Below are 17,328 nucleotides of genomic sequence, written 5' to 3'. Positions count from 1 at the left end.
AGGGACATGATGAACCTTGCAATCGAAACCCGGTCGCTGACCAAGAAATACGGTGCCACGACGGTGCTGGACAACCTGACGCTCGGCATCGAGAAGAACACTATTTGCGGGCTGTTGGGCCGCAACGGCGCCGGCAAGACAACGCTGATGTCGATCCTTGCGGGGCAGGAACTGAAGACTTCCGGGCAAGCCCGGGTCCTCGGGGCAGAACCGTTCGAGAATGCGCAGGTGCTGGCTGGTCTCAGCTTCGCCCGGGAAAACCAGAAGTACCCCGAGGAGTTCAAGGTATCGCACGTGGTCCGGGCCGCCGCCTGGTTCTATGCAGGTTGGGATGCCGACCTCGCCCGACGGCTGGTTGGTGAGTTCCGGTTGCCGCTGAAGACACCCATCAAGAAACTCTCGCGAGGACAGCTCTCCGCGGTGGCCATCGTCGTCGGGCTGGCCTCACGGGCTTCGGTGACCTTCTTCGACGAGCCGTACCTGGGCTTGGATGCCACCGCTCGCGGCATCTTCTACGACCTCTTGCTTGAGGACTACATGGAGCATCCGCGCACTATCCTCATGTCCACGCACCTGATCGACGAGGCTGCCAACCTCCTGGAACACGTCATCGTGCTCCAGGACGGGCGGAAGGTGTTGGACTCATCCGTTGAGGAAGCCAGCCGCTCGGCCTTCACACTTTCCGGGGTCGCCAGAGGCGTCGAAAGCGTTGTCGGCAGTCGACAGATCCTCCGCAGCCAAGCCCTGGGCGGGCTGCGCTCGGTCACCATCGCCGGGACACCGGATGGGGCACTGCGCTCCGACGCAAAGGCCGCCGGACTGGAAGTCGGCCCGGTGTCTCTCCAGGAACTCGTCGCAGCCTACGGACTGCTCGATAGCGGGGAATCGTCCGTTGCCGCAGCCGGGTCCCATCCACAGAACCAGCACGAGGCCGAGGAGGCCATCCGATGACGACGAGCCAGCTTTCCCCAACCTTTCCCGCGGACCGGAGTGCACACCGGCCAGCCGGCCCCCTGATGAAGATCGTCCGCCTGCACTTCGCGGATCCCATGCGGCTAATCGGGGTGCCGACGTTCATCTTCGCCGTGACCACCGCAGTCTGCGTGGTGGTCATGCTCCTACTACGGGCCTTCGTCCCGACGGACCTGGCCGAGCTCAGCGAGGGATTCCGCTACAACCAGGCGCCTCTGTGGTGCTTCGGCGGCTACTTCGTCAGCGTCGGCGCCATGGCGTATGCACGGACCATGCCGTTTGCGATGGGAATGGGTGCCACCCGCCACCAGTACTGGAAGGGAACGGCCATCGCCCTGCTGCTCGAGTCCGTCTACATCGGCGTCGCCATGACGGTCTTCCTGGCCATCGAGAAGGCCACGGGGCACTGGTTCACCGGCACGCACATGTTCGACGTCTACGTCATGGGCAACGGCAGCTACCTTGACATCTTCCTCATGGGCTCCGGCATCAGCATGTTGACCCTCTTCGTCGGGACGATGTTCGCGTCCGTTTTTGTTCGGTGGAACCAGAAGGGCGTCCTGCTGGTGGTGTTCGGAATCATCGCCGTATCGCTGCTGCTGGCCTGGATGCTCCTGGCCCTCGGAGTGGACGTGGCGTCGTTCTTCAGCACCGATATCGTTGCCAAGATCGCCGTGATCCTGATCGTGCTCGGCATGCTCAGCGCCGCAGGCAGCTGGCTGGTGTTGCGACGGGCTCCCGTGGGTCGGTAAATACCGTCGAAGAACATACGACCCAGGGGCCACGACCGAGCTGGTCCGCCCATCAGGAAGCCGTGCGCCGCAAAAAACCGAGGCGTCGAGGCGCCGGTGTAGAGGCTCCGGTCCCGCCACGCGCAGCGCCGGAGCCTCTACTCGTCGACGCGCGGGGGCCTCGAGCAAGAGGCTTCACCGGCATTCGCGGGACGTTGTACGCCGGCTACCGAACGACCGCCGATCCGTTCGGGCCGTGTGAAGGTACGCATACCCAGCTCGATCCGAGAGGCGCCCGCCGGCGGGCACTACCGCCGGGGCCTGCCGAACCGCCCGCATCATGGATCGCCTGCGGTGGCCCCGTGCTCGTCCAAACGCGCTGTCGAGGAATCGTTGGACCGTGGCTCCGGCTGGCCGGCCCGGGTAGGTCACGGGAGCACTGTCCCACTCTGGCAAGCAGGTATATGGTGACGAAGAGGTTGCCGAACGTTGAGCTGTGTCAGCCGGAGGAACCCCTGTTACTGTTGTCCTATCCACGGACCTCCCGGCCTATTCTCTGGCCGGTCGCAGATAACGGGTGGACTCTACAGTTGGCACGTGAACCGAGGAGTTCCATATGCATTTATCGCCCCGTGAGCACGAAAAACTCATGCTCGTCGTTGCAGCAGATCTGGCACGGAGGCGGCAGCAACGGGGGCTGAAGCTCAACCATCCCGAAGCGATCGCGATCATCAGCTACGAACTCGTCGAGGGTGCGCGCGATGGCCGTTCCGTCGCCGATCTCATGAGCTACGGAACAACCCTCCTGACACGCGAAGACGTCATGGAAGGCATCCCCGAAATGATCGATGATGTCCAGGTCGAGGCGACGTTCCGCGACGGCACCAAACTGGTCACCGTCCACAACCCCATTCGCTGATCGAGCCGAGGGAGCCGAAATGATACCCGGAGAATACGTGCTGAGGGATGAACCCATCGTCTGCAACGACGGTGGCGAAACCCGCGTCCTGAACGTCACCAATCTCGGCGACCGGCCCATCCAGGTCGGATCCCACTACCACTTCGCCGAAGTCAACCACTCCCTGGATCTGGACCGCGTCGCTGCCCGCGGGTTCCGCCTGGATATCCCGGCAGGAACCGCAGTCCGGTTTGAGCCGGGAGACGCCCGCAGCGTCCACCTCGTGGAGCTGGCAGGGAACCGAGAAGTCTACGGGCTGCAGAACCTGGTGAATGGATCGATCGGCGGCAGCGTCCCGGCCAAGGACACAGATGCCATCGGCGGTACCGCCGGCATCCGGCCTGTGAGCGCTCCCGATGTGGCCGAAGGCTACGACATCGACGTGGAAAACGTCGGCCACGACCATGTGGGCTTCCATACGACCTTTGGCTGGGACCCCGTCGACGAGAACCGCGGACCCGAGACCGCCCGGGAGGCGTTGGCCGGGGCCACCCGCGCCGTCGTGGATAGCGGTTCCTCGGCCGAGGATGACACCACGGACCAAGACGCCCCGGAGGAGGACGCATGAGCTTCGAGATGACCCGCAAGCAGTATGCGGAGATGTATGGGCCAACGACCGGGGACGCGATCCGGCTCGGCGATACCGAACTTCTGCTGGAAATCGAGAAGGACTACACCCGGTATGGCGAAGAAGCGGTGTTCGGCGGCGGAAAGGTCATCCGCGACGGCATGGGCCAGAACGGCCAGCGGACCCGGGATCAGGGCATTCCCGACACGGTGATCACCAACGTGGTGGTGCTGGACTACACGGGCATCTACAAGGCAGATGTCGCGCTTCGCGATGGCCATATCTTCAAGATCGGCAAGGCCGGCAACCCCGACATCAGCGACGGCGTGGACATCGTCATCGGCGCATCCACGGACGTCATCGCCGGCGAACATCGGATCCTCACGGCTGGCGGGGTAGACACCCACGTCCATTTCGTCAGCCCCGATCAGGTCCCTGTCGCCCTTGCCTCCGGGGTGACCACGCTCATTGGTGGCGGTGCCGGCCCCTCCGATGCCTCGAAGGCCACGACCGTCACCCCCGGGGCCTGGCATATCGCCAGGATGCTGCAGTCGATGGAGGACCTGCCCGTGAACATCGGTGTGCTGGGCAAGGGGCATGCCAGTTCCCGCGGACCATTGGCCGAGCAGATCCGGGCCGGTGCCATCGGCTTGAAGATCCACGAGGACTGGGGTGCGACCACCTCGTCCATCGACATGTCCTTGCGCGTGGCCGACGAATTCGACATCCAGATCGCCATCCACGCCGACACGCTGAATGAATGCGGGTTCGTGGAGGACACCATCCGCGCCATCGACGGGCGGGTCATCCACACCTTCCACACCGAAGGCGCTGGTGGGGGACATGCGCCGGACATCATCCGCATGGCCGGGATGCCCAACGTGCTGCCGGCCTCCACCAACCCGACCCTTCCGTACACCAACAACACGGTGGACGAGCATCTCGACATGGTCATGGTCGCCCACCACCTCAATCCGGATATCCCCGAGGACGTCGCATTTGCCGATTCGCGGATCCGCAAGGAGACCATCGCCGCCGAGGACGTGCTCCACGACCTGGGCGTCTTCTCCATCACCAGTTCCGACTCCCAGGCCATGGGGCGGGTCGGCGAGGTGGTCCTGCGCACGTGGCAGGTCGCCGATGCCATGAAGCGACAGCGCGGACGGATGGCCGAGGACCCGGCGGTGGGAGACAACTTCAGGCTCAAGCGCTACGTCGCCAAGTACACGATCAACCCCGCCTTGGCGCAGGGCATCGCCGACAGCGTCGGCAGCATCGAGGTCGGAAAATTTGCAGATCTCGTCCTCTGGGATCCGAAATTCTTCGGCGCGAAACCGGAAATGGTGATCAAGGGCGGACAGATCGTCATGTCGGTCATGGGGGACTCGAACGGATCCATCCCGACCCCCCAACCCCGGACCTACCGGCACAGCTTCGGAGCCCTGGGCAAAGCCGTCCATGCCGCATCGATCACCTTCCTGTCCCAGGCGGCGATCGATGAAGGCGTACCTGATCGGTTGAAGCTGCGCCGGGTGATCCGTCCCGCGCACGGCATCCGCACGTTGACCAAGGCGGATCTCAAATTCAATGGGGAGACCCCGGAGATCGCCGTGGATCCGGAGACCTACACGGTGACCGTCGACGGGGAAATAGCGACCTGTGAACCCTCCGAGGTCCTGCCGTTGGCTCAACGGTATTTCCTCTTCTAACGGAGGCGCAGACCAGGTCGGCGCCGCCCCAGCCACGGCAGGATCGACGCCGGCCCCTTCCCGAATGCAGCCAGGTTCCGCAGAAAGAGCAGAGATGATCCTTGACTCAGTGATCGCCAACAAATACGACCTCGATACGACTGGCCTGGAAGGACTGCATGAGGAGAAGATCGTGTTGCCCGGCACCGAACTGGTCAAACGCGTCCAACGGGTGACCACCGACCACGGCAGGGACGTCGGCATCCGCTTGTCTACCGCCCGGGACCTGCGGGACGGCGACCTGCTCTACCGGGACGAGACAAACTACATCGTGATCTCGGTCCTTCCCACCGACGTCCTGGTCATCGCGCCGCGCAGTATCCGCGAGATGGGGACGGTGGCGCACAACCTCGGGAACCGGCACATGCAGGCGCAGTTCTTCGATGCGGACGGCGCCTACGGGGCGCAGGTCATGGTGGTCCAGTACGACCATACGATCGAGGACTACCTGCGCCACGTCGACGTCCCGCATTCGCGGCAGGATCGTGTCATGCCGGTGCCCTTCCGCCATGCCGAGCACACGCACTAGGCAGTCCTCCATGACGGCACCCGCCAGCTACCTGTTGCCCCTGCTGCAGCTCTCCGATTCGGCCTTGCCGACCGGGGCCTTCAGCCACTCCTTCGGGCTCGAGAGCTACCTCGAACGGGACCTGGTGCACGACGAAGCGAGCTTTGGAAGCTGGCTGCGTCAATTCCTCCACCAACAACTGACATACAGCGATGGGTTGGCGGTCCGGCTCGCCGCCGGTGTGGGCAGCCGTGAGGAAGTGCGCGACCTTGACCGCCGGATGGCCGCGCAGGCACTGCCCCGGCAGATCCGGGCCGCCGGGGCCACGATGGGGGCACGGATGCTGCAGATCGCGCAGCTGGTGGTCCCCTGCCAGTCCTTGGAGGAATACGGCCAAGACGTGGCCGACGGGGAGTGCGCCGGCCACCCAGCGATCGCCTTCGGCCTGGCGGGGCGCCGGCTCGGGGTTCCGCAGCCGGAGCTGCTCGGGACCTATCTGTTCTCGACGGTCACGTCGTTGACGCAAAACGCCATCCGCGCGATCCCGATTGGACAAAACGCCGGCCAGCGGGTGTTGCGCGCCTCCCACGCCGAGGTCGCGGCCGCCGTGGAGCTGATCACCGGGCTCGATCCCGACGACCTGGGCATTACCGCCCCGGCGCTGGAAATCGCGCAGATGCGCCACGAATACCAGCGCGCCAGGATGTTCATGTCCTGACCACTGCCCGACCAGACCCATCCAACCAGAAGCAGAAGGAGAACATGATGGAACCCATCAAGATCGGCATCGGCGGGCCCGTCGGGGCCGGCAAGACCCAGCTGGTCGAGCGCATCACGCGCCACCTCAGCGAAGAGATCTCCATGGCCGCCATCACCAACGACATCTACACCATCGAGGACGCAAAGATCCTGGCCGCCAACGGCATCCTGCCGCTGGACCGGATTGTCGGCATCGAAACCGGTGGATGCCCCCACACGGCCATCCGCGAAGACACCTCGATGAACTCGGCAGCGGTCCAGGACCTGGTCAAACGGCATCCGGACCTGCAGGTGGTGTTCATCGAATCCGGTGGGGACAACCTCTCGGCCACCTTCAGCCCCGAGCTGGTCGACTTCTCCATCTACATCATCGACGTCGCCCAGGGCGAGAAGATCCCACGCAAGGCCGGCCAAGGCATGATCAAGTCCGACCTGTTCATCATCAACAAGACGGACCTAGCCCCCTACGTCGGCGCGGATTTGTCGGTCATGGAGTCGGATTCCCGCGAATTCGGTGGCACCCGGCCGTTCTGCCTCACTAACCTCAAAACCGACGAGGGCCTCGACTACGTCCTGGACTGGATCAAACGGGACGTCTTGATGCTCGACCTGCAACAGTGAGCGCCGCCAACGCGCCGTCTGCCCCACCTGTCCTGCCAGCCCGGACGGTGGGGGAACTGCGGCTGGGCATCGGATTGCGGGCTGGTCGGTCCATGGCCACCCGGCAGTACCACCAAGGGGCCTTGCGGGTGATCCGGCCGCATTACCTGGATGATTCCGGACAGGTCACCTACGTGATCGTCAATCCCGGCGGCGGGTATCTCGGGGGCGACCGCTATGGCATCGACATCGAAGTGGACGAGGGGGCCAGCCTCCTGCTCACCACCCAATCGGCTACCAAGGTCTACCGCACCCCGAATGGGCACGTGCAGCAGGACACGCACATCCGACTCGGGGCGGGTGCCGCCCTGGAATACCTGCCCGACCAGCTGATCGCCTACCGGCAGTCGACCTATCGGCAGCGCAACACCGTCTACATGCACTCCGACGCCACATTGGTCATGGCTGAGGTGGTGACCCCCGGGTGGTCGCCCGACGGAGCCCGCTTCCGATTCGACGAGGTCAGGCTGCGGACCGACGTCTACATCGATGGACGACTCGAAGTCCTGGACCACGTACTAATCCGGCCCGGAACCACCGAGGTCGAGGACATGACGTTCCTGGGCAACGAGACCCATGTGGCCTCGTTGCTGGTCGTGGACCGCCGCGTCGACCAGGAACTCGTTCGACGCCTGGGCGAACTGCTCAAGCCTTTGGACCCGCGCGGCCTGATGGGCATCAGCCTGCTCCAGTGTCCCGGCTTCGCGCTACGCGCCCAGGCGGGATCAACGGAGGAACTGAACCGCATCATCACCACGGTGGTCAGCGCGCTCCGCCAAGGCTGGAACAACCAGGGCCCCGTCAACCTGCGCAAGAGTTAATCGGATGCATGCCGGAGGCCAAAGGAAGGCAAGGGGAGGGGGACCGTGAGTACAGGACCGACAACGCTGGTGCGCATGCACTACCTCGAGCGCGAAAAACTCCCGTTGGGCCGCCGGATCGCCGCGACCTTCGGGGCCGTCTTGATCCTGCACCTCGCCGCGGCGGGACTGCTCGCCTACTCGCTTCTGGCCGACGTCCACCCGCTGGCGCTGGGCCTGCTGGCCACGGCCTACCTGGCCGGCATCAAACACAGCTACGACTGGGACCATATCGCAGCCATCGACAACTCCAGCCGGAAATTTGCCGGCCAGGGCCGATCACCGGTCAGCGTCGGATTCGCGTTCAGCATGGGCCATTCCAGCGTGGTGCTCGTCGCCGGCGCCCTGGTGGTCGCCGGCGTCGGTCTGATGTCCACGGCGATGGACGAAGGCACCACGCTGAATACCGTCCTGGGGCTTGTCGGTGCGGGGGTATCGGCGCTCTTCCTGCTGGTCATCGGCCTCTACAACGCCACGGCCTTCCGCCGCACCGTCCAGATCTACGGGCGGGCCCGTCGCGGGGAGGAGCTGGGCGAAGCGCACCTGCGACCCCAAGGGCTGATGGCCCGCCTGTTGGATCGGCCCCTGTCGCGTATGAAGAGACCCCGGGACATCTTCGTCCTGGGGTTCCTCTTCGGCCTCGGATTCGACACGGCCACCACCGTTGCCTTCCTGCTGCTGACCGCATCGGCCGCCTTGGCCGGGATCTCGCCGCTGGCGCTGATGGCACTGCCGCTGGGGTTTGCCGCTGGCATGACCCTCTGCGATACCGCCAACGGGCTTTTCATGATGCGCATGTACCATTCCGCCGTCACCGGCGCGCGCCGTCGTATCGGGTTCAACATGGTGGTCACCGGGCTGTCCGCGGTGTCCGCCGTCTTTGTCTCGATCCTGACCCTCGCCGGGATCCTCCACGAGCCCCTGGGGTTCGGCGACCCGGTCACGGGATGGCTGGCCGGGATCGACCTCGGCCAGGCGGGGCTGCTCCTCGTCGGCCTCTTCCTCCTGCTTTGGGCAATGGCGGCACTGGTGCACCGACACCGCACCTCCCTAGAAATTCCTAGGGTGTCCGAGTAGCTTGGAGTTCGGGTGGCCTGGGCCGCGGCCGGAGTGCCGGGTACGGGCCAACGAACTGCCACCCGGAAGGACATTCCATGAACGACGCCCCCACCGAACCCGAGGTCCGGTTCGAGGTCCGCGGAACGCTGGGCATCATCACGCTGAACCGTCCCCGTGCCGTCAACGCCCTCACCCATGGCATGGTCGAGGCCATGTACGCCCAACTCAGGCAGTGGCAGGACGACGACGCCGTGGTCAGTGTCCTGTTGACCGGTGCCGGTGAGCGCGGGTTGTGCGCGGGCGGCGACATCGTCGCGATCTACCGGGACATCCCCGGAGGTGGATCGGCCACGGCAGCCTTCTGGCGGACCGAGTACCGGCTCAACGCCCTCATCGCGGGCTATCCGAAACCGTACGTCGCCTTCATGGATGGGCTGGTCCTCGGTGGCGGGGTCGGCGTCGCCGCCCACGGCAGCCATCGCATCGTCACCGAGCGCACCCGCACCGGAATGCCCGAGACGACCATCGGTTTCGTCCCCGACGTGGGCGGGCTCTACCTGCTGGGCCGAGCGCCCGGGGAGTCCGGCACCTATGCCGCACTGACCAGCGCGCACCTGGATGCCGCAGACGCCCTGCATCTTGGTCTGGCCGATACCTATGTGGACTCCGGTTCCCTGCCCGGTTTGGCAGCGGCCCTGGAAACGGCGGCCACCCCGGCGGACGTCGAGGCCGCCATCGGCGACGTCGGCCGTCCGGCACCCGTCTCGGCGCTCGCCGACCAGTGCGGGGGCATGGGCAAGGACTACGCCGGGGATTCGATCGAGCGGATCCTCGGCCGGTTGCGCACGCGCGGCGGGGCAGCCGCGGAGGCGGCCGAAACGATTGCCGCCAAATCACCGACGGCTGTGAAGACGACCTTGGCGGCGTTGCGGCGGGCCGCGGACCTCGAGAGCCTGGAGGACGCGCTCGACCAGGACTACCGGGTGGGTGTGCGCATGCTCGCCTCCCATGACTTCCTCGAAGGCATCCGCGCCCAGGTCATCGACAAGGACCGCCGGCCGCGCTGGAGTCCGGCGACACTGGACCAGATCAGCCCAGAGATGATCCGCGACTACTTCGAGTCGCTCGAACCCGATGAACACGGCGGCGAGCTCGGCCTCGGCGATGACGTGAAGGAGCGTGCCTGATGGGAACCGGAACCATAGCCTTCCTCGGCTTGGGCCACATGGGGCTGCCGATGGCGCGAAACCTCGTTGCCGCCGGCCACGGCGTCCGTGCCTTCGACGTCGTCCCGACGGCCGTCGAGGCTGCTGCATCGGCGGGCATACCCACTGTGGCGTCGGCACTCGAGGCAGTGGAGGGCGCGGACGTGGTGTTGACCATGTTCCCCGGCGGGCAGCAGCTGCTGGACGCCTACCGCGGTGTCGACGGGCCCGGCCTGCTCGAGGCGGCGGTACCCGACACGCTCTTCCTGGATTGCTCCACCATCAACGTCGACGAGGCCCGGGAGGCGGCGCGGCTGGCGCTGGAAGCCGGACACCGCAGCGTCGATGCACCGGTGTCCGGCGGCGTCGTCGGAGCCGAGGCAGGGACCCTGACGTTCATGATCGGCGCCCTGCCCGAGGACCTCGAAGCAGTCCGCCCGTTGTTGGAGGTCATGGGTGGCAAGCTTGTGCACTGCGGTGACCACGGTTCCGGCCAGGCGGCGAAGGTCTGCAACAACATGATCCTGGGCGTGAGCATGATTGCGGCATCCGAGGCCTTCGTGCTGGGCGAGAAGCTGGGCCTGACCCACCAGGCGCTCTATGACGTGGTGTCCACCGCGTCCGGCCAATGCTGGGCCGTGACCACGAACTGCCCCGTTCCGGGGCCCGTGCCCACCAGTCCCGCGAACCGGGACTACCAGCCGGGCTTCGCCGGTGCGCTGATGGCCAAGGACCTGGGGCTGGCAATGAACGCGATCAAGAGCACCGGCGTCGCCGCCGAACTGGGCCCGATGGCAGCCCGGATCTACGAACGTTTCCGCGACGAAGGAGGCGCCGGCCGCGACTTCTCCGGCATCATCACCGACATCCGGGACCGCTCCGCGGGCCCGGACTGAGCGAAACGCCGACCGGGCCCGGTCAATCTGAAGGGTCGGCCGCGAAGTCCCCGGCCTGCTGGCGGAAGCGGCCCAGGATGCCGATCAGCGCGGTGACATCCTCTGCCGGGAACCCGGACGTCGAAAACACCGCGGAGTTCAGTTCCGTTGTCGTCTTCTCGGCGGCCTCGCGGCCCCGGTCGGTGAGCGAGACCAGGGTCGTCCGGCCGTCGGTCGGGTGCGGGCTGCGCTGGACGAAGCCCGCGCGTTCGAGCCGGTCCACGGCATTCGTCACGGAGGTGGGGTGGACCTGCAGCAGTGCGCTGACCTTGACCATCGGCAGCGAGCCGGTCCGCGAGAAACCGAGCAATGCCAGTAGTTCGTAGCGCGCGAACGTCAGCCCGAACGGCTTGACGACGGCCTCGCAGCGCTGCAACAGGATCTGTTGGGTGCGCATGACCGCGGTGATCGCGGCCATGGGCGCCGCCTGGGCCCTCCAGCCCTGGTCCTCCCAGTTGCGCTGGGCCGCCGCGATCGGGTCGAAGGGCAGCGGCGCGCTCATCCCCGGCCCTTGAGGTTCGGGAAGTCCGTGTCCGCGTACTCCACGCCCAGGCCCGTGACCGGGACGCCGCCGTGGCGGGCCTCCTCGTTCCGGCGCAACTCGACCCGGCGGATCTTCCCCGAGATCGTCTTGGGCAGTTCGGCGAATTCGAGACGGCGGATGCGCTTGAACGCCGGCAGGTGCTCGCGGCAGTACCCCAGGATGTCCTCCGCGGTCGCCGCATCCGGGGCGTGGCCGGCGGCGAGGACCACGTAGGCCTTGGGCACGTTGAGCTTCAGGGCATCGGGGGAGGGCACGACGGCGGCCTCCGCCACGGCGGGATGCTCGATGAGCACCGACTCGAGTTCGAAGGGGCTCAGCCGGTAGTCGCTGGACTTGAACACGTCGTCGTCCCGGCCGACGTAGGTGATGATGCCGCGTTCGTCCCGCTCGGCGACGTCACCGGTGTGGTAGTAGCCGCCGCGGAAGGCGGTGGCCGTCTTTTCCGGGTCGCCGTAGTACGACTTCATCAGGCCCAGCGGGCGCGGATCCAGCCGCAGGCAGATCTCCCCGAGGTCCGCCTCCTCCCCGGTGGCGGGATCCAGCAGGACGACGTCGTAGCCGGGCAGCGGGGTGCCCATGGCGCCGATCTTCACGGGCTGGCCCGGGGTGTTGGCGATCTGCACGGTCGTCTCGGTCTGGCCGAAACCGTCGCGGATCTGCTGGCCCCAGGCCCGGTACACCTGGTCGATGACCTCGGCGTTGAGCGGTTCCCCGGCCGAGACGACCTTCGTCGGCGGGGTCTTCAGCCGGGTCAGATCCGCCTGGATGAGCAGCCGCCATACGGTGGGGGGCGCGCAGAAGCTGGTGACCTTCTCCGCCTCCATCTGGTCCATCAGCGCGGCCGGGTCGAAGCGGTCGTAGTTGTAGATGAAGACGGTGGCCTCGGCGATCCACGGGGTGAACACGTTGGACCAGGCATGTTTGGCCCAGCCCGGGGAGGCAACATTCAGGTGCACGTCACCGGGGCCGAGGCCGATCCAGTACATGGTGGAGAGGTGTCCAACCGGGTAGGAGGTATGGGTGTGCTCGACGAGCTTGGCCTTCGAGGTGGTGCCGGAGGTGAAGTAGAGCAGCAGGGTCTCGTCGCCGGGCGTCGGGCCGTCCGGGGTGAATTCCGTGGCCGAGGCCCCGGAATCGGCGTAGGAGAGCACCGTCGTCGTGCCCTGGACCAGGGATGCGGGGGCATCACCGACGGCGACCAGCCGGTAGTCTCCGGGGACGCCGTCGAACTTGGCCAGGTCGCCCGTGCCCGCGATCGCCCAGGAGGCCCCGCCGCGTTCAACCCGGTCGGCCAGGTCGGCCGGGCCCATCTGCGTGGTGGTGGGGATCATGACGATGCCCAGCTTCATGGCGGCCAGCATGATCTCCCAGAGTTCGACCTGGTTGCCGAGCATGAGGATGGCCTTGTCACCGCGGGCGAATCCGGCCTCGCGCATCCAGTTGGCGACCTGGTTGGAGCGCGCGGAGAGTTCGGCCCAGGTGCGCCGGGTGGATGAACCGTCCTTCTCGACGATGATCAGGGCCGGGGTATCGGCGCGTTCGGGCGTGGCCGCCACCGCGTCGAACCAGTCAATCCCGAAGTTGAACTCCGCGAACGCCGGCCAGCGGAACTCCTCGCGGGCCCGGGCGTAGTCGCCGCTCAGGGACACGAGATGGTCGCGGGCTGCACGGAAATCGTCGGTGACTGACATTTTTCACCTTTCATGGGGGCGCCGGGCCGAACCCGGCGCGGTGTTTCCCCGAATATACGTGGACATCCTAGCGTTTGGAAGCCTCCCGCCGTCCGTGACGTCAGCCCGCCGGTGTCCGCCACCAGTCGTCCATCAGCGTCACCGGGGTGGTGCGCTTGTGGCGGCTGCGCAGGTAACGGGTCTCGATGGCCTCGGCCACGGACTCCGGGACGGTACGCCCCTCGAGGTAGTCGTCGATGTGGTCGTAGGACAGGCCGAGCTCGTCCTCGTCGGTGCGCAGTGGCGTGCCATCCAGCAGGTCAGCGGTGGGCGGCTTGGACCACAGGCGCTCCGGGGCGCCGAGGTGGCGCAGCACCTGGCGGTTCTGCCGCTTGTCCAGGCCGTAGAGGGGCAGGATGTCGGCCCCTCCGTCACCGAATTTCGTGAAGAAACCGGTCACCGATTCGGCGGCATGGTCGGTGCCGATGACCAGGTGGTTGCGCTCGCCGGCGAGGGCGTACTGGGCGGTCATGCGCAGCCGGGCCTTGGTGTTTCCCTTGTTGAAGTCGCTGATCTTCACCCCGGTGGAGCGCGAGTATTCGGCGGCCAGTGCGTCGACTGCCGGCTTGATGTCGTACGTCCACACCGTCTGGGGGGCGATGAACTCCAGGGCGGCCGCCGCATCGTCTTCGTCGGCCTGGACGCCATAGGGCAGTCGCACCGCCACGAAGTCCACGTCGAGCCCCTCGGCGGCTGCCTCCTCGACGGCCAGTTGGGCCAGGCGCCCCGCCAGGGTCGAATCCAGGCCCCCGGAGATGCCCAGGACGAACCCCCGGGTGCCCGTGGCGGCGAGGTAGTCGCGCAGGAAGGCGACGCGGCGGGCCACCTCCCGTCCGGGATCGATGGTCGGCTTCACGCCCATGTCGCTGATGATCAGTGCCTGCAATTCGCGCATGCCTTCAGACTATCGCCCCGTCCCGACGGCACGCGGTGGCGCGGGCGTGGAACACTTCCGGGCCAACATGGTGAATAGTAGGGAGGGAGAACAGGAACCACCCTGCGTGAGGAAGCGGTCATGGAACCCATCCATCCGGAGCACCCCGCTCCGGACCGAGTGCTGGTCCACCTCAGTGATACCCACCTACGTGGTGGCGGAGCGCTGCTGGCCGGATCGATGGACAGCATCGGAAGGCTGCGTTCGCTCGTGGCCCGGCTCGAGGCCTCCGGCGAACAACCCGACGCGCTGGTCGTCACCGGGGACCTGGCGGACAAGGGAGAGCCCGACGCCTATGCCATCCTGCGCTCGATCATCGAACCCGCTGCCGCACGCCTGCAGACGCGTGTGATCTGGGCGGTCGGGAACCACGACGACCGATCGGCACTGCGTACCGAACTCCTGGGCGAACCGGCAGACACCTCGCCGCTGGACCGCGTGACGTGGGTGGGCGGGCTACGGATCATCGCCCTGGACACGACGGTCCCGGGCAGCCACCACGGCCAGGTCGATGCGGACCAGCTTCAGTGGCTACGCGCCGAGTTGGCCACCCCTGCACCGGACGGGACGATCCTGGCCATGCACCATCCGCCGGTAGCCAGCGTCCAACCCCTGGCGATCCTCGTGGAGCTGCGCGGGCAAGCCGCCCTCGCCGACGTGCTGCAGGACACCGACGTGCGCGCCATCCTGGCCGGGCACCTGCACTACTCGACCTTCGGCACATTCGCCGGCATCCCCGTGTCGGTTGCCTCCGCCACCTGCTACACGCAAGATCTCGCCGCCGGGGTGGACCCCGAGCTCGGGATCCGCGGTACCCGGGGCCGCGACGCGGCCCAGGCCTACAACCTGGTCCACGTCCTGCCCGAGACCGTCGTGCATTCCGTCGTCCCGGCCGCCGGCGGGGAGAGCATTGGCGAGGTGGTGGAACCGGAAGGGGTGGCCGAAATCCTGCGCGCGCACGGGATCGACCCGACCACCGTCAGCCGACGCGGGGGCCGGTCTCCGGGTGCTCCCACGGGGCCGCGATCGGGAAATAGCCCTGCAGGAACCCGGTAACCACTTCCTGCCGTTCTCGGGCGGGTACCTCCGGGAAACTCCCGTCATTGAGGCAGAAGAAGTCCTGGTTGCGCTTCTTCAGCAGTTTGCGCAACGAGTCCAGGCCCTCATACATCGTGGTGTCCACATACTTGACCTTGGCCTTCTCCTTGGTCACCGCGCGACCGGTCAGCAGCGCGTAGTAGTGGTAGAGCGAGTTGGTGACCGAGATGTTGTCCTTGGCGCGGAAGCGGCTCGCCGCCGTGGCGGCGAACTCGTCGGGGAACACCTCCTCCAATTCCCGGAGCACGCTGCGTCGTAGCGGGGCCGCCGTGTGCTCGAGGTGCCGGGTGGTGATCCGCCCGAACCGGTCGTTGAGCAGTCGGCGGTTCACGCGGGCGGAGTTCTCGAAGCCGGACCGGTCCAGGTGGTTGTCGCCCAGGCCGATGCGCGTCCCGGCCTCGATGAACTTGGTGATCCCGCCGGGCGAGAAGAACATGTCCGGACCCAGGGGGCGGCCGAAGAACATGTCGTCGTTCGAGTACAGGAAGTGCTCGGACAGCCCGTCGATGTGCTGCAGCTGGGATTCAACCGCCTGCGAGTTGAAGGTGGGCAGCACCGACGGGTCACGGAAATGATCCGTGGCCCTCACGACGCTGATGCGCGGGTGGTCGGCATCCAACCACGCCGGGATGGGGGAGTCGGTGGCGATGTAGATGTGGCGGACCCACGGCGCGAACATGTAGACGCTGCGCAGCGCGTACTTCAGCTCGTCGATCTGCCGGTAGCGGGCCTCGGAGTCGTCGCCTTCGCCGACCACGACGCCGTCCATGAACGATGCCCGGTAGCGCTGGTGTTCGAGGTCGTTGCCGTCCACCCAGGAGTACACCAGGTCGATCGGGAAGGAAATGTCCATGGCGTGTTCGGCGAACATGTTCTCGATGGTCGGCCACTCGCGGCCGAACCGGTGCACGGTCCCCCTGACCGCCTCACCGGCCGGCAGTGTCGCCCGGGTCAGCGAGTTCTCCATCGGCAAGTGGACCTGGCCGGAATCCGTCCACTGCCACAGCTCGACCTGGACGCCGGTGGACGCGCCGAACGCCAACCCGCCTGCCGGTTCGATGCGTGGACGGTAGAGCCGGAACATACGTGCCTTCGAGCTGGCGGCCAGCTTCCCGTCGGCTACCAGCAGTGCCTTGTCCCTGCGGGTGTCGACGGTCAGCGAGTAGAACGGTTCGTCCTGGCAGGCGGCCACGAGGGCCTTGCGCAGGGCCTTGCGGTCCGTCCAGGAAACGGCGATGACCGGCCGTGCGTCGTTGCCGCGCACCAGCAGGTAGCCCACCCCCGCCGCATCGAGGGCGTCGCGGACGAACAACAGATCGGTCACCATCGCCTCGTGTGGGGTGATGGAATTGTTCACCAGTGCATAGCGGCCCTCGGCCCGCACGATGTCGGCGCGCTCCTGGAGCCGGGCCATGGCCTCCGGGGAGGTGACCTCACGGACCGGGGATGCGGCGCCGTCGTCCTCGGGGGTGCCGTGGAAGACCTCGTCCGGGTGGGGTGCGGTGCGTGTTGCCTCGAGGGGGTCGGTGTCCGGAGCTGGTCCGACGATGCCCGTATCGCTCATGCGCGTTCCGTGCCGGACCAGCCGAGGTTGGTGGCCATGCGCTGCAGGGTGGCGATGGTGGTGGCGTACTGTTCCGGGGTGACGCCCGCGCTGGAGCGTTCCCGCATGCCCTCGACGATCTCCGTGAGCCGCTCCAGGCTGGTGCGGCCCCGGTCAGTCAACACGTAGGATTCCCCATCCCGTTCGACCCAGCCGGACTCCAGGAGCTCGGTCAGGTGCTCGGCCGGGGATGCCGGTTCGCCTTCGGGGGAGACCTCGTCGAAGAACGGGGCCAGGGCTGACATGAGTTCATCCGATGTATGGGGATCGGCCCCCAGCAGGTTCAGGAGTTGCCATTGCCGGCGCGTGACGCCGTGCTCCTCCAAGGAGGCGGCGAACTGCTCCGAAATGAGCGAGTCCACCAGCTTGAGCCAGTATCCGATCGGTCGCTGAGCATTCATGGTTTCACCCTAGCCCGGGACCGCTCTGCTGTCTTGCCACCCGTGGGAGCACGCG

18 protein-coding genes are annotated in these 17,328 nt (G+C 66.6%); 13 read left to right on the top strand and 5 right to left on the bottom strand.

Annotation, left to right across the window (positions count from 1 at the left end; translation table 11 throughout):
* The first annotated feature begins 6 nt into the window (after positions 1–6).
* The 12 genes from AC1MEQ_RS10470 to mmsB all read left to right on the top strand — a co-directional run bounded on the left by AC1MEQ_RS10470 (position 7) and on the right by mmsB (position 10,924).
* A complete protein-coding gene (locus AC1MEQ_RS10470) occupies positions 7–951 on the top strand; it encodes an ATP-binding cassette domain-containing protein (RefSeq protein WP_479790499.1) in 945 nt (314 codons plus the stop codon).
* Positions 948–1,724 carry a hypothetical protein gene (locus AC1MEQ_RS10465; RefSeq protein WP_479790498.1) on the top strand — a complete coding sequence of 259 codons (777 nt, stop codon included), beginning with the start codon at positions 948–950 and terminating at the stop codon, positions 1,722–1,724. The genes AC1MEQ_RS10470 and AC1MEQ_RS10465 overlap by 4 nt, the downstream gene beginning before the upstream one ends.
* Positions 1,725–2,319: 595 nt before the next feature.
* The gene (locus tag AC1MEQ_RS10460; RefSeq protein WP_479790496.1) at positions 2,320–2,622 is read left to right on the top strand and encodes an urease subunit gamma; all 303 of its coding nucleotides are present in this window, start codon (positions 2,320–2,322) and stop codon (positions 2,620–2,622) included.
* Between the two features lie 19 nt (positions 2,623–2,641).
* Positions 2,642–3,229 carry an urease subunit beta gene (locus AC1MEQ_RS10455; protein WP_479790494.1) on the top strand — a complete coding sequence of 196 codons (588 nt, stop codon included), beginning with the start codon at positions 2,642–2,644 and terminating at the stop codon, positions 3,227–3,229.
* Entirely contained in the window at positions 3,226–4,938 is a 1,713-nt protein-coding gene (gene ureC, locus AC1MEQ_RS10450) for an urease subunit alpha (protein WP_479790492.1), read from the top strand. The genes AC1MEQ_RS10455 and ureC overlap by 4 nt, the downstream gene beginning before the upstream one ends.
* 94 nt (positions 4,939–5,032) lie before the next feature.
* Positions 5,033–5,506 carry an urease accessory protein UreE gene (gene ureE / locus AC1MEQ_RS10445; RefSeq protein WP_479790490.1) on the top strand — a complete coding sequence of 158 codons (474 nt, stop codon included), beginning with the start codon at positions 5,033–5,035 and terminating at the stop codon, positions 5,504–5,506.
* Positions 5,507–5,516: 10 nt separating this feature from the next.
* On the top strand, positions 5,517–6,203 hold the full coding sequence (locus AC1MEQ_RS10440; RefSeq protein ID WP_479790489.1) for an urease accessory protein UreF: 687 nt from the start codon (positions 5,517–5,519) through the stop codon (positions 6,201–6,203).
* A gap of 44 nt (positions 6,204–6,247) precedes the next feature.
* Positions 6,248–6,865, top strand: a complete 618-nt coding sequence (gene ureG / locus AC1MEQ_RS10435) for an urease accessory protein UreG (protein WP_479790487.1) — start codon at positions 6,248–6,250, stop codon at positions 6,863–6,865.
* 92 nt (positions 6,866–6,957) lie between these two features.
* The gene (locus tag AC1MEQ_RS10430) at positions 6,958–7,725 is read left to right on the top strand and encodes an urease accessory protein UreD (protein ID WP_479790486.1); all 768 of its coding nucleotides are present in this window, start codon (positions 6,958–6,960) and stop codon (positions 7,723–7,725) included.
* Between the two features lie 75 nt (positions 7,726–7,800).
* Positions 7,801–8,841 (top strand): HoxN/HupN/NixA family nickel/cobalt transporter, encoded by a 1,041-nt coding sequence (locus AC1MEQ_RS10425; protein WP_479796110.1) that lies wholly within the window; start codon positions 7,801–7,803, stop codon positions 8,839–8,841.
* A 77-nt stretch (positions 8,842–8,918) separates the two neighbouring features.
* Positions 8,919–10,010 (top strand): enoyl-CoA hydratase/isomerase family protein, encoded by a 1,092-nt coding sequence (locus tag AC1MEQ_RS10420; RefSeq protein ID WP_479790484.1) that lies wholly within the window; start codon positions 8,919–8,921, stop codon positions 10,008–10,010.
* Complete coding sequence (gene mmsB, locus AC1MEQ_RS10415; RefSeq protein WP_479790482.1) at positions 10,010–10,924, top strand: 3-hydroxyisobutyrate dehydrogenase; 915 nt, start codon at positions 10,010–10,012, stop codon at positions 10,922–10,924. The genes AC1MEQ_RS10420 and mmsB overlap by 1 nt, the downstream gene beginning before the upstream one ends.
* A gap of 22 nt (positions 10,925–10,946) precedes the next feature.
* Here mmsB and AC1MEQ_RS10410 read toward each other — a convergent pair whose 3' ends face one another.
* The 3 genes from AC1MEQ_RS10410 to nadE form a co-directional block, all read right to left on the bottom strand.
* Positions 10,947–11,465 carry a MarR family winged helix-turn-helix transcriptional regulator gene (locus AC1MEQ_RS10410; protein WP_479790480.1) on the bottom strand — a complete coding sequence of 173 codons (519 nt, stop codon included), beginning with the start codon at positions 11,463–11,465 and terminating at the stop codon, positions 10,947–10,949.
* Positions 11,462–13,198, bottom strand: coding sequence for an AMP-binding protein (locus AC1MEQ_RS10405; protein WP_479790478.1), 1,737 nt, complete (start codon positions 13,196–13,198; stop codon positions 11,462–11,464). The genes AC1MEQ_RS10410 and AC1MEQ_RS10405 overlap by 4 nt, the downstream gene beginning before the upstream one ends.
* Positions 13,199–13,298: 100 nt before the next feature.
* On the bottom strand, positions 13,299–14,132 hold the full coding sequence (gene nadE, locus AC1MEQ_RS10400; protein ID WP_479790476.1) for an ammonia-dependent NAD(+) synthetase: 834 nt from the start codon (positions 14,130–14,132) through the stop codon (positions 13,299–13,301).
* Positions 14,133–14,252: 120 nt separating this feature from the next.
* Here nadE and AC1MEQ_RS10395 point away from each other — a divergent pair, with 120 nt between their 5' ends.
* Positions 14,253–15,227 carry a phosphodiesterase gene (locus AC1MEQ_RS10395; protein ID WP_479790474.1) on the top strand — a complete coding sequence of 325 codons (975 nt, stop codon included), beginning with the start codon at positions 14,253–14,255 and terminating at the stop codon, positions 15,225–15,227.
* Here the strand turns inward: AC1MEQ_RS10395 and AC1MEQ_RS10390 are convergent.
* A complete protein-coding gene (locus tag AC1MEQ_RS10390) occupies positions 15,151–16,833 on the bottom strand; it encodes a stealth family protein (protein ID WP_479790472.1) in 1,683 nt (560 codons plus the stop codon). The genes AC1MEQ_RS10395 and AC1MEQ_RS10390 overlap by 77 nt on opposite strands.
* A complete protein-coding gene (locus tag AC1MEQ_RS10385; protein WP_479790470.1) occupies positions 16,830–17,273 on the bottom strand; it encodes a MarR family winged helix-turn-helix transcriptional regulator in 444 nt (147 codons plus the stop codon). Before AC1MEQ_RS10385 ends, AC1MEQ_RS10390 begins: the two co-directional genes overlap by 4 nt.
* Between the last annotated feature and the right edge of the window lie 55 nt (positions 17,274–17,328).

Source organism: Arthrobacter sp. ASL1, from assembly GCF_056680475.1.
The sequence above is the reverse complement of the archived record's forward strand: the minus strand, read 5'-3'. Positions and strand labels throughout refer to the sequence as shown.

What these genes read in the sequence shown, in the direction of transcription:
- mmsB (WP_479790482.1), top strand. Translation starts at nt 10,010, where the DNA reads ATGGGAACCGGAACCATAGCCTTCCTCGGCTTGGGCCACATGGGGCTG.
- AC1MEQ_RS10385 (WP_479790470.1), bottom strand. Translation starts at nt 17,273, where the DNA reads ATGAATGCTCAGCGACCGATCGGATACTGGCTCAAGCTGGTGGACTCG.
- AC1MEQ_RS10470 (WP_479790499.1), top strand. Translation starts at nt 7, where the DNA reads ATGATGAACCTTGCAATCGAAACCCGGTCGCTGACCAAGAAATACGGT.
- AC1MEQ_RS10455 (WP_479790494.1), top strand. Translation starts at nt 2,642, where the DNA reads ATGATACCCGGAGAATACGTGCTGAGGGATGAACCCATCGTCTGCAAC.
- nadE (WP_479790476.1), bottom strand. Translation starts at nt 14,132, where the DNA reads ATGCGCGAATTGCAGGCACTGATCATCAGCGACATGGGCGTGAAGCCG.
- AC1MEQ_RS10425 (WP_479796110.1), top strand. Translation starts at nt 7,801, where the DNA reads ATGCACTACCTCGAGCGCGAAAAACTCCCGTTGGGCCGCCGGATCGCC.
- AC1MEQ_RS10410 (WP_479790480.1), bottom strand. Translation starts at nt 11,465, where the DNA reads ATGAGCGCGCCGCTGCCCTTCGACCCGATCGCGGCGGCCCAGCGCAAC.
- ureE (WP_479790490.1), top strand. Translation starts at nt 5,033, where the DNA reads ATGATCCTTGACTCAGTGATCGCCAACAAATACGACCTCGATACGACT.
- AC1MEQ_RS10465 (WP_479790498.1), top strand. Translation starts at nt 948, where the DNA reads ATGACGACGAGCCAGCTTTCCCCAACCTTTCCCGCGGACCGGAGTGCA.
- AC1MEQ_RS10390 (WP_479790472.1), bottom strand. Translation starts at nt 16,833, where the DNA reads ATGAGCGATACGGGCATCGTCGGACCAGCTCCGGACACCGACCCCCTC.
- AC1MEQ_RS10395 (WP_479790474.1), top strand. Translation starts at nt 14,253, where the DNA reads ATGGAACCCATCCATCCGGAGCACCCCGCTCCGGACCGAGTGCTGGTC.
- AC1MEQ_RS10405 (WP_479790478.1), bottom strand. Translation starts at nt 13,198, where the DNA reads ATGTCAGTCACCGACGATTTCCGTGCAGCCCGCGACCATCTCGTGTCC.
- ureG (WP_479790487.1), top strand. Translation starts at nt 6,248, where the DNA reads ATGATGGAACCCATCAAGATCGGCATCGGCGGGCCCGTCGGGGCCGGC.
- AC1MEQ_RS10440 (WP_479790489.1), top strand. Translation starts at nt 5,517, where the DNA reads ATGACGGCACCCGCCAGCTACCTGTTGCCCCTGCTGCAGCTCTCCGAT.
- AC1MEQ_RS10420 (WP_479790484.1), top strand. Translation starts at nt 8,919, where the DNA reads ATGAACGACGCCCCCACCGAACCCGAGGTCCGGTTCGAGGTCCGCGGA.
- ureC (WP_479790492.1), top strand. Translation starts at nt 3,226, where the DNA reads ATGAGCTTCGAGATGACCCGCAAGCAGTATGCGGAGATGTATGGGCCA.
- AC1MEQ_RS10460 (WP_479790496.1), top strand. Translation starts at nt 2,320, where the DNA reads ATGCATTTATCGCCCCGTGAGCACGAAAAACTCATGCTCGTCGTTGCA.
- AC1MEQ_RS10430 (WP_479790486.1), top strand. Translation starts at nt 6,958, where the DNA reads ATGGCCACCCGGCAGTACCACCAAGGGGCCTTGCGGGTGATCCGGCCG.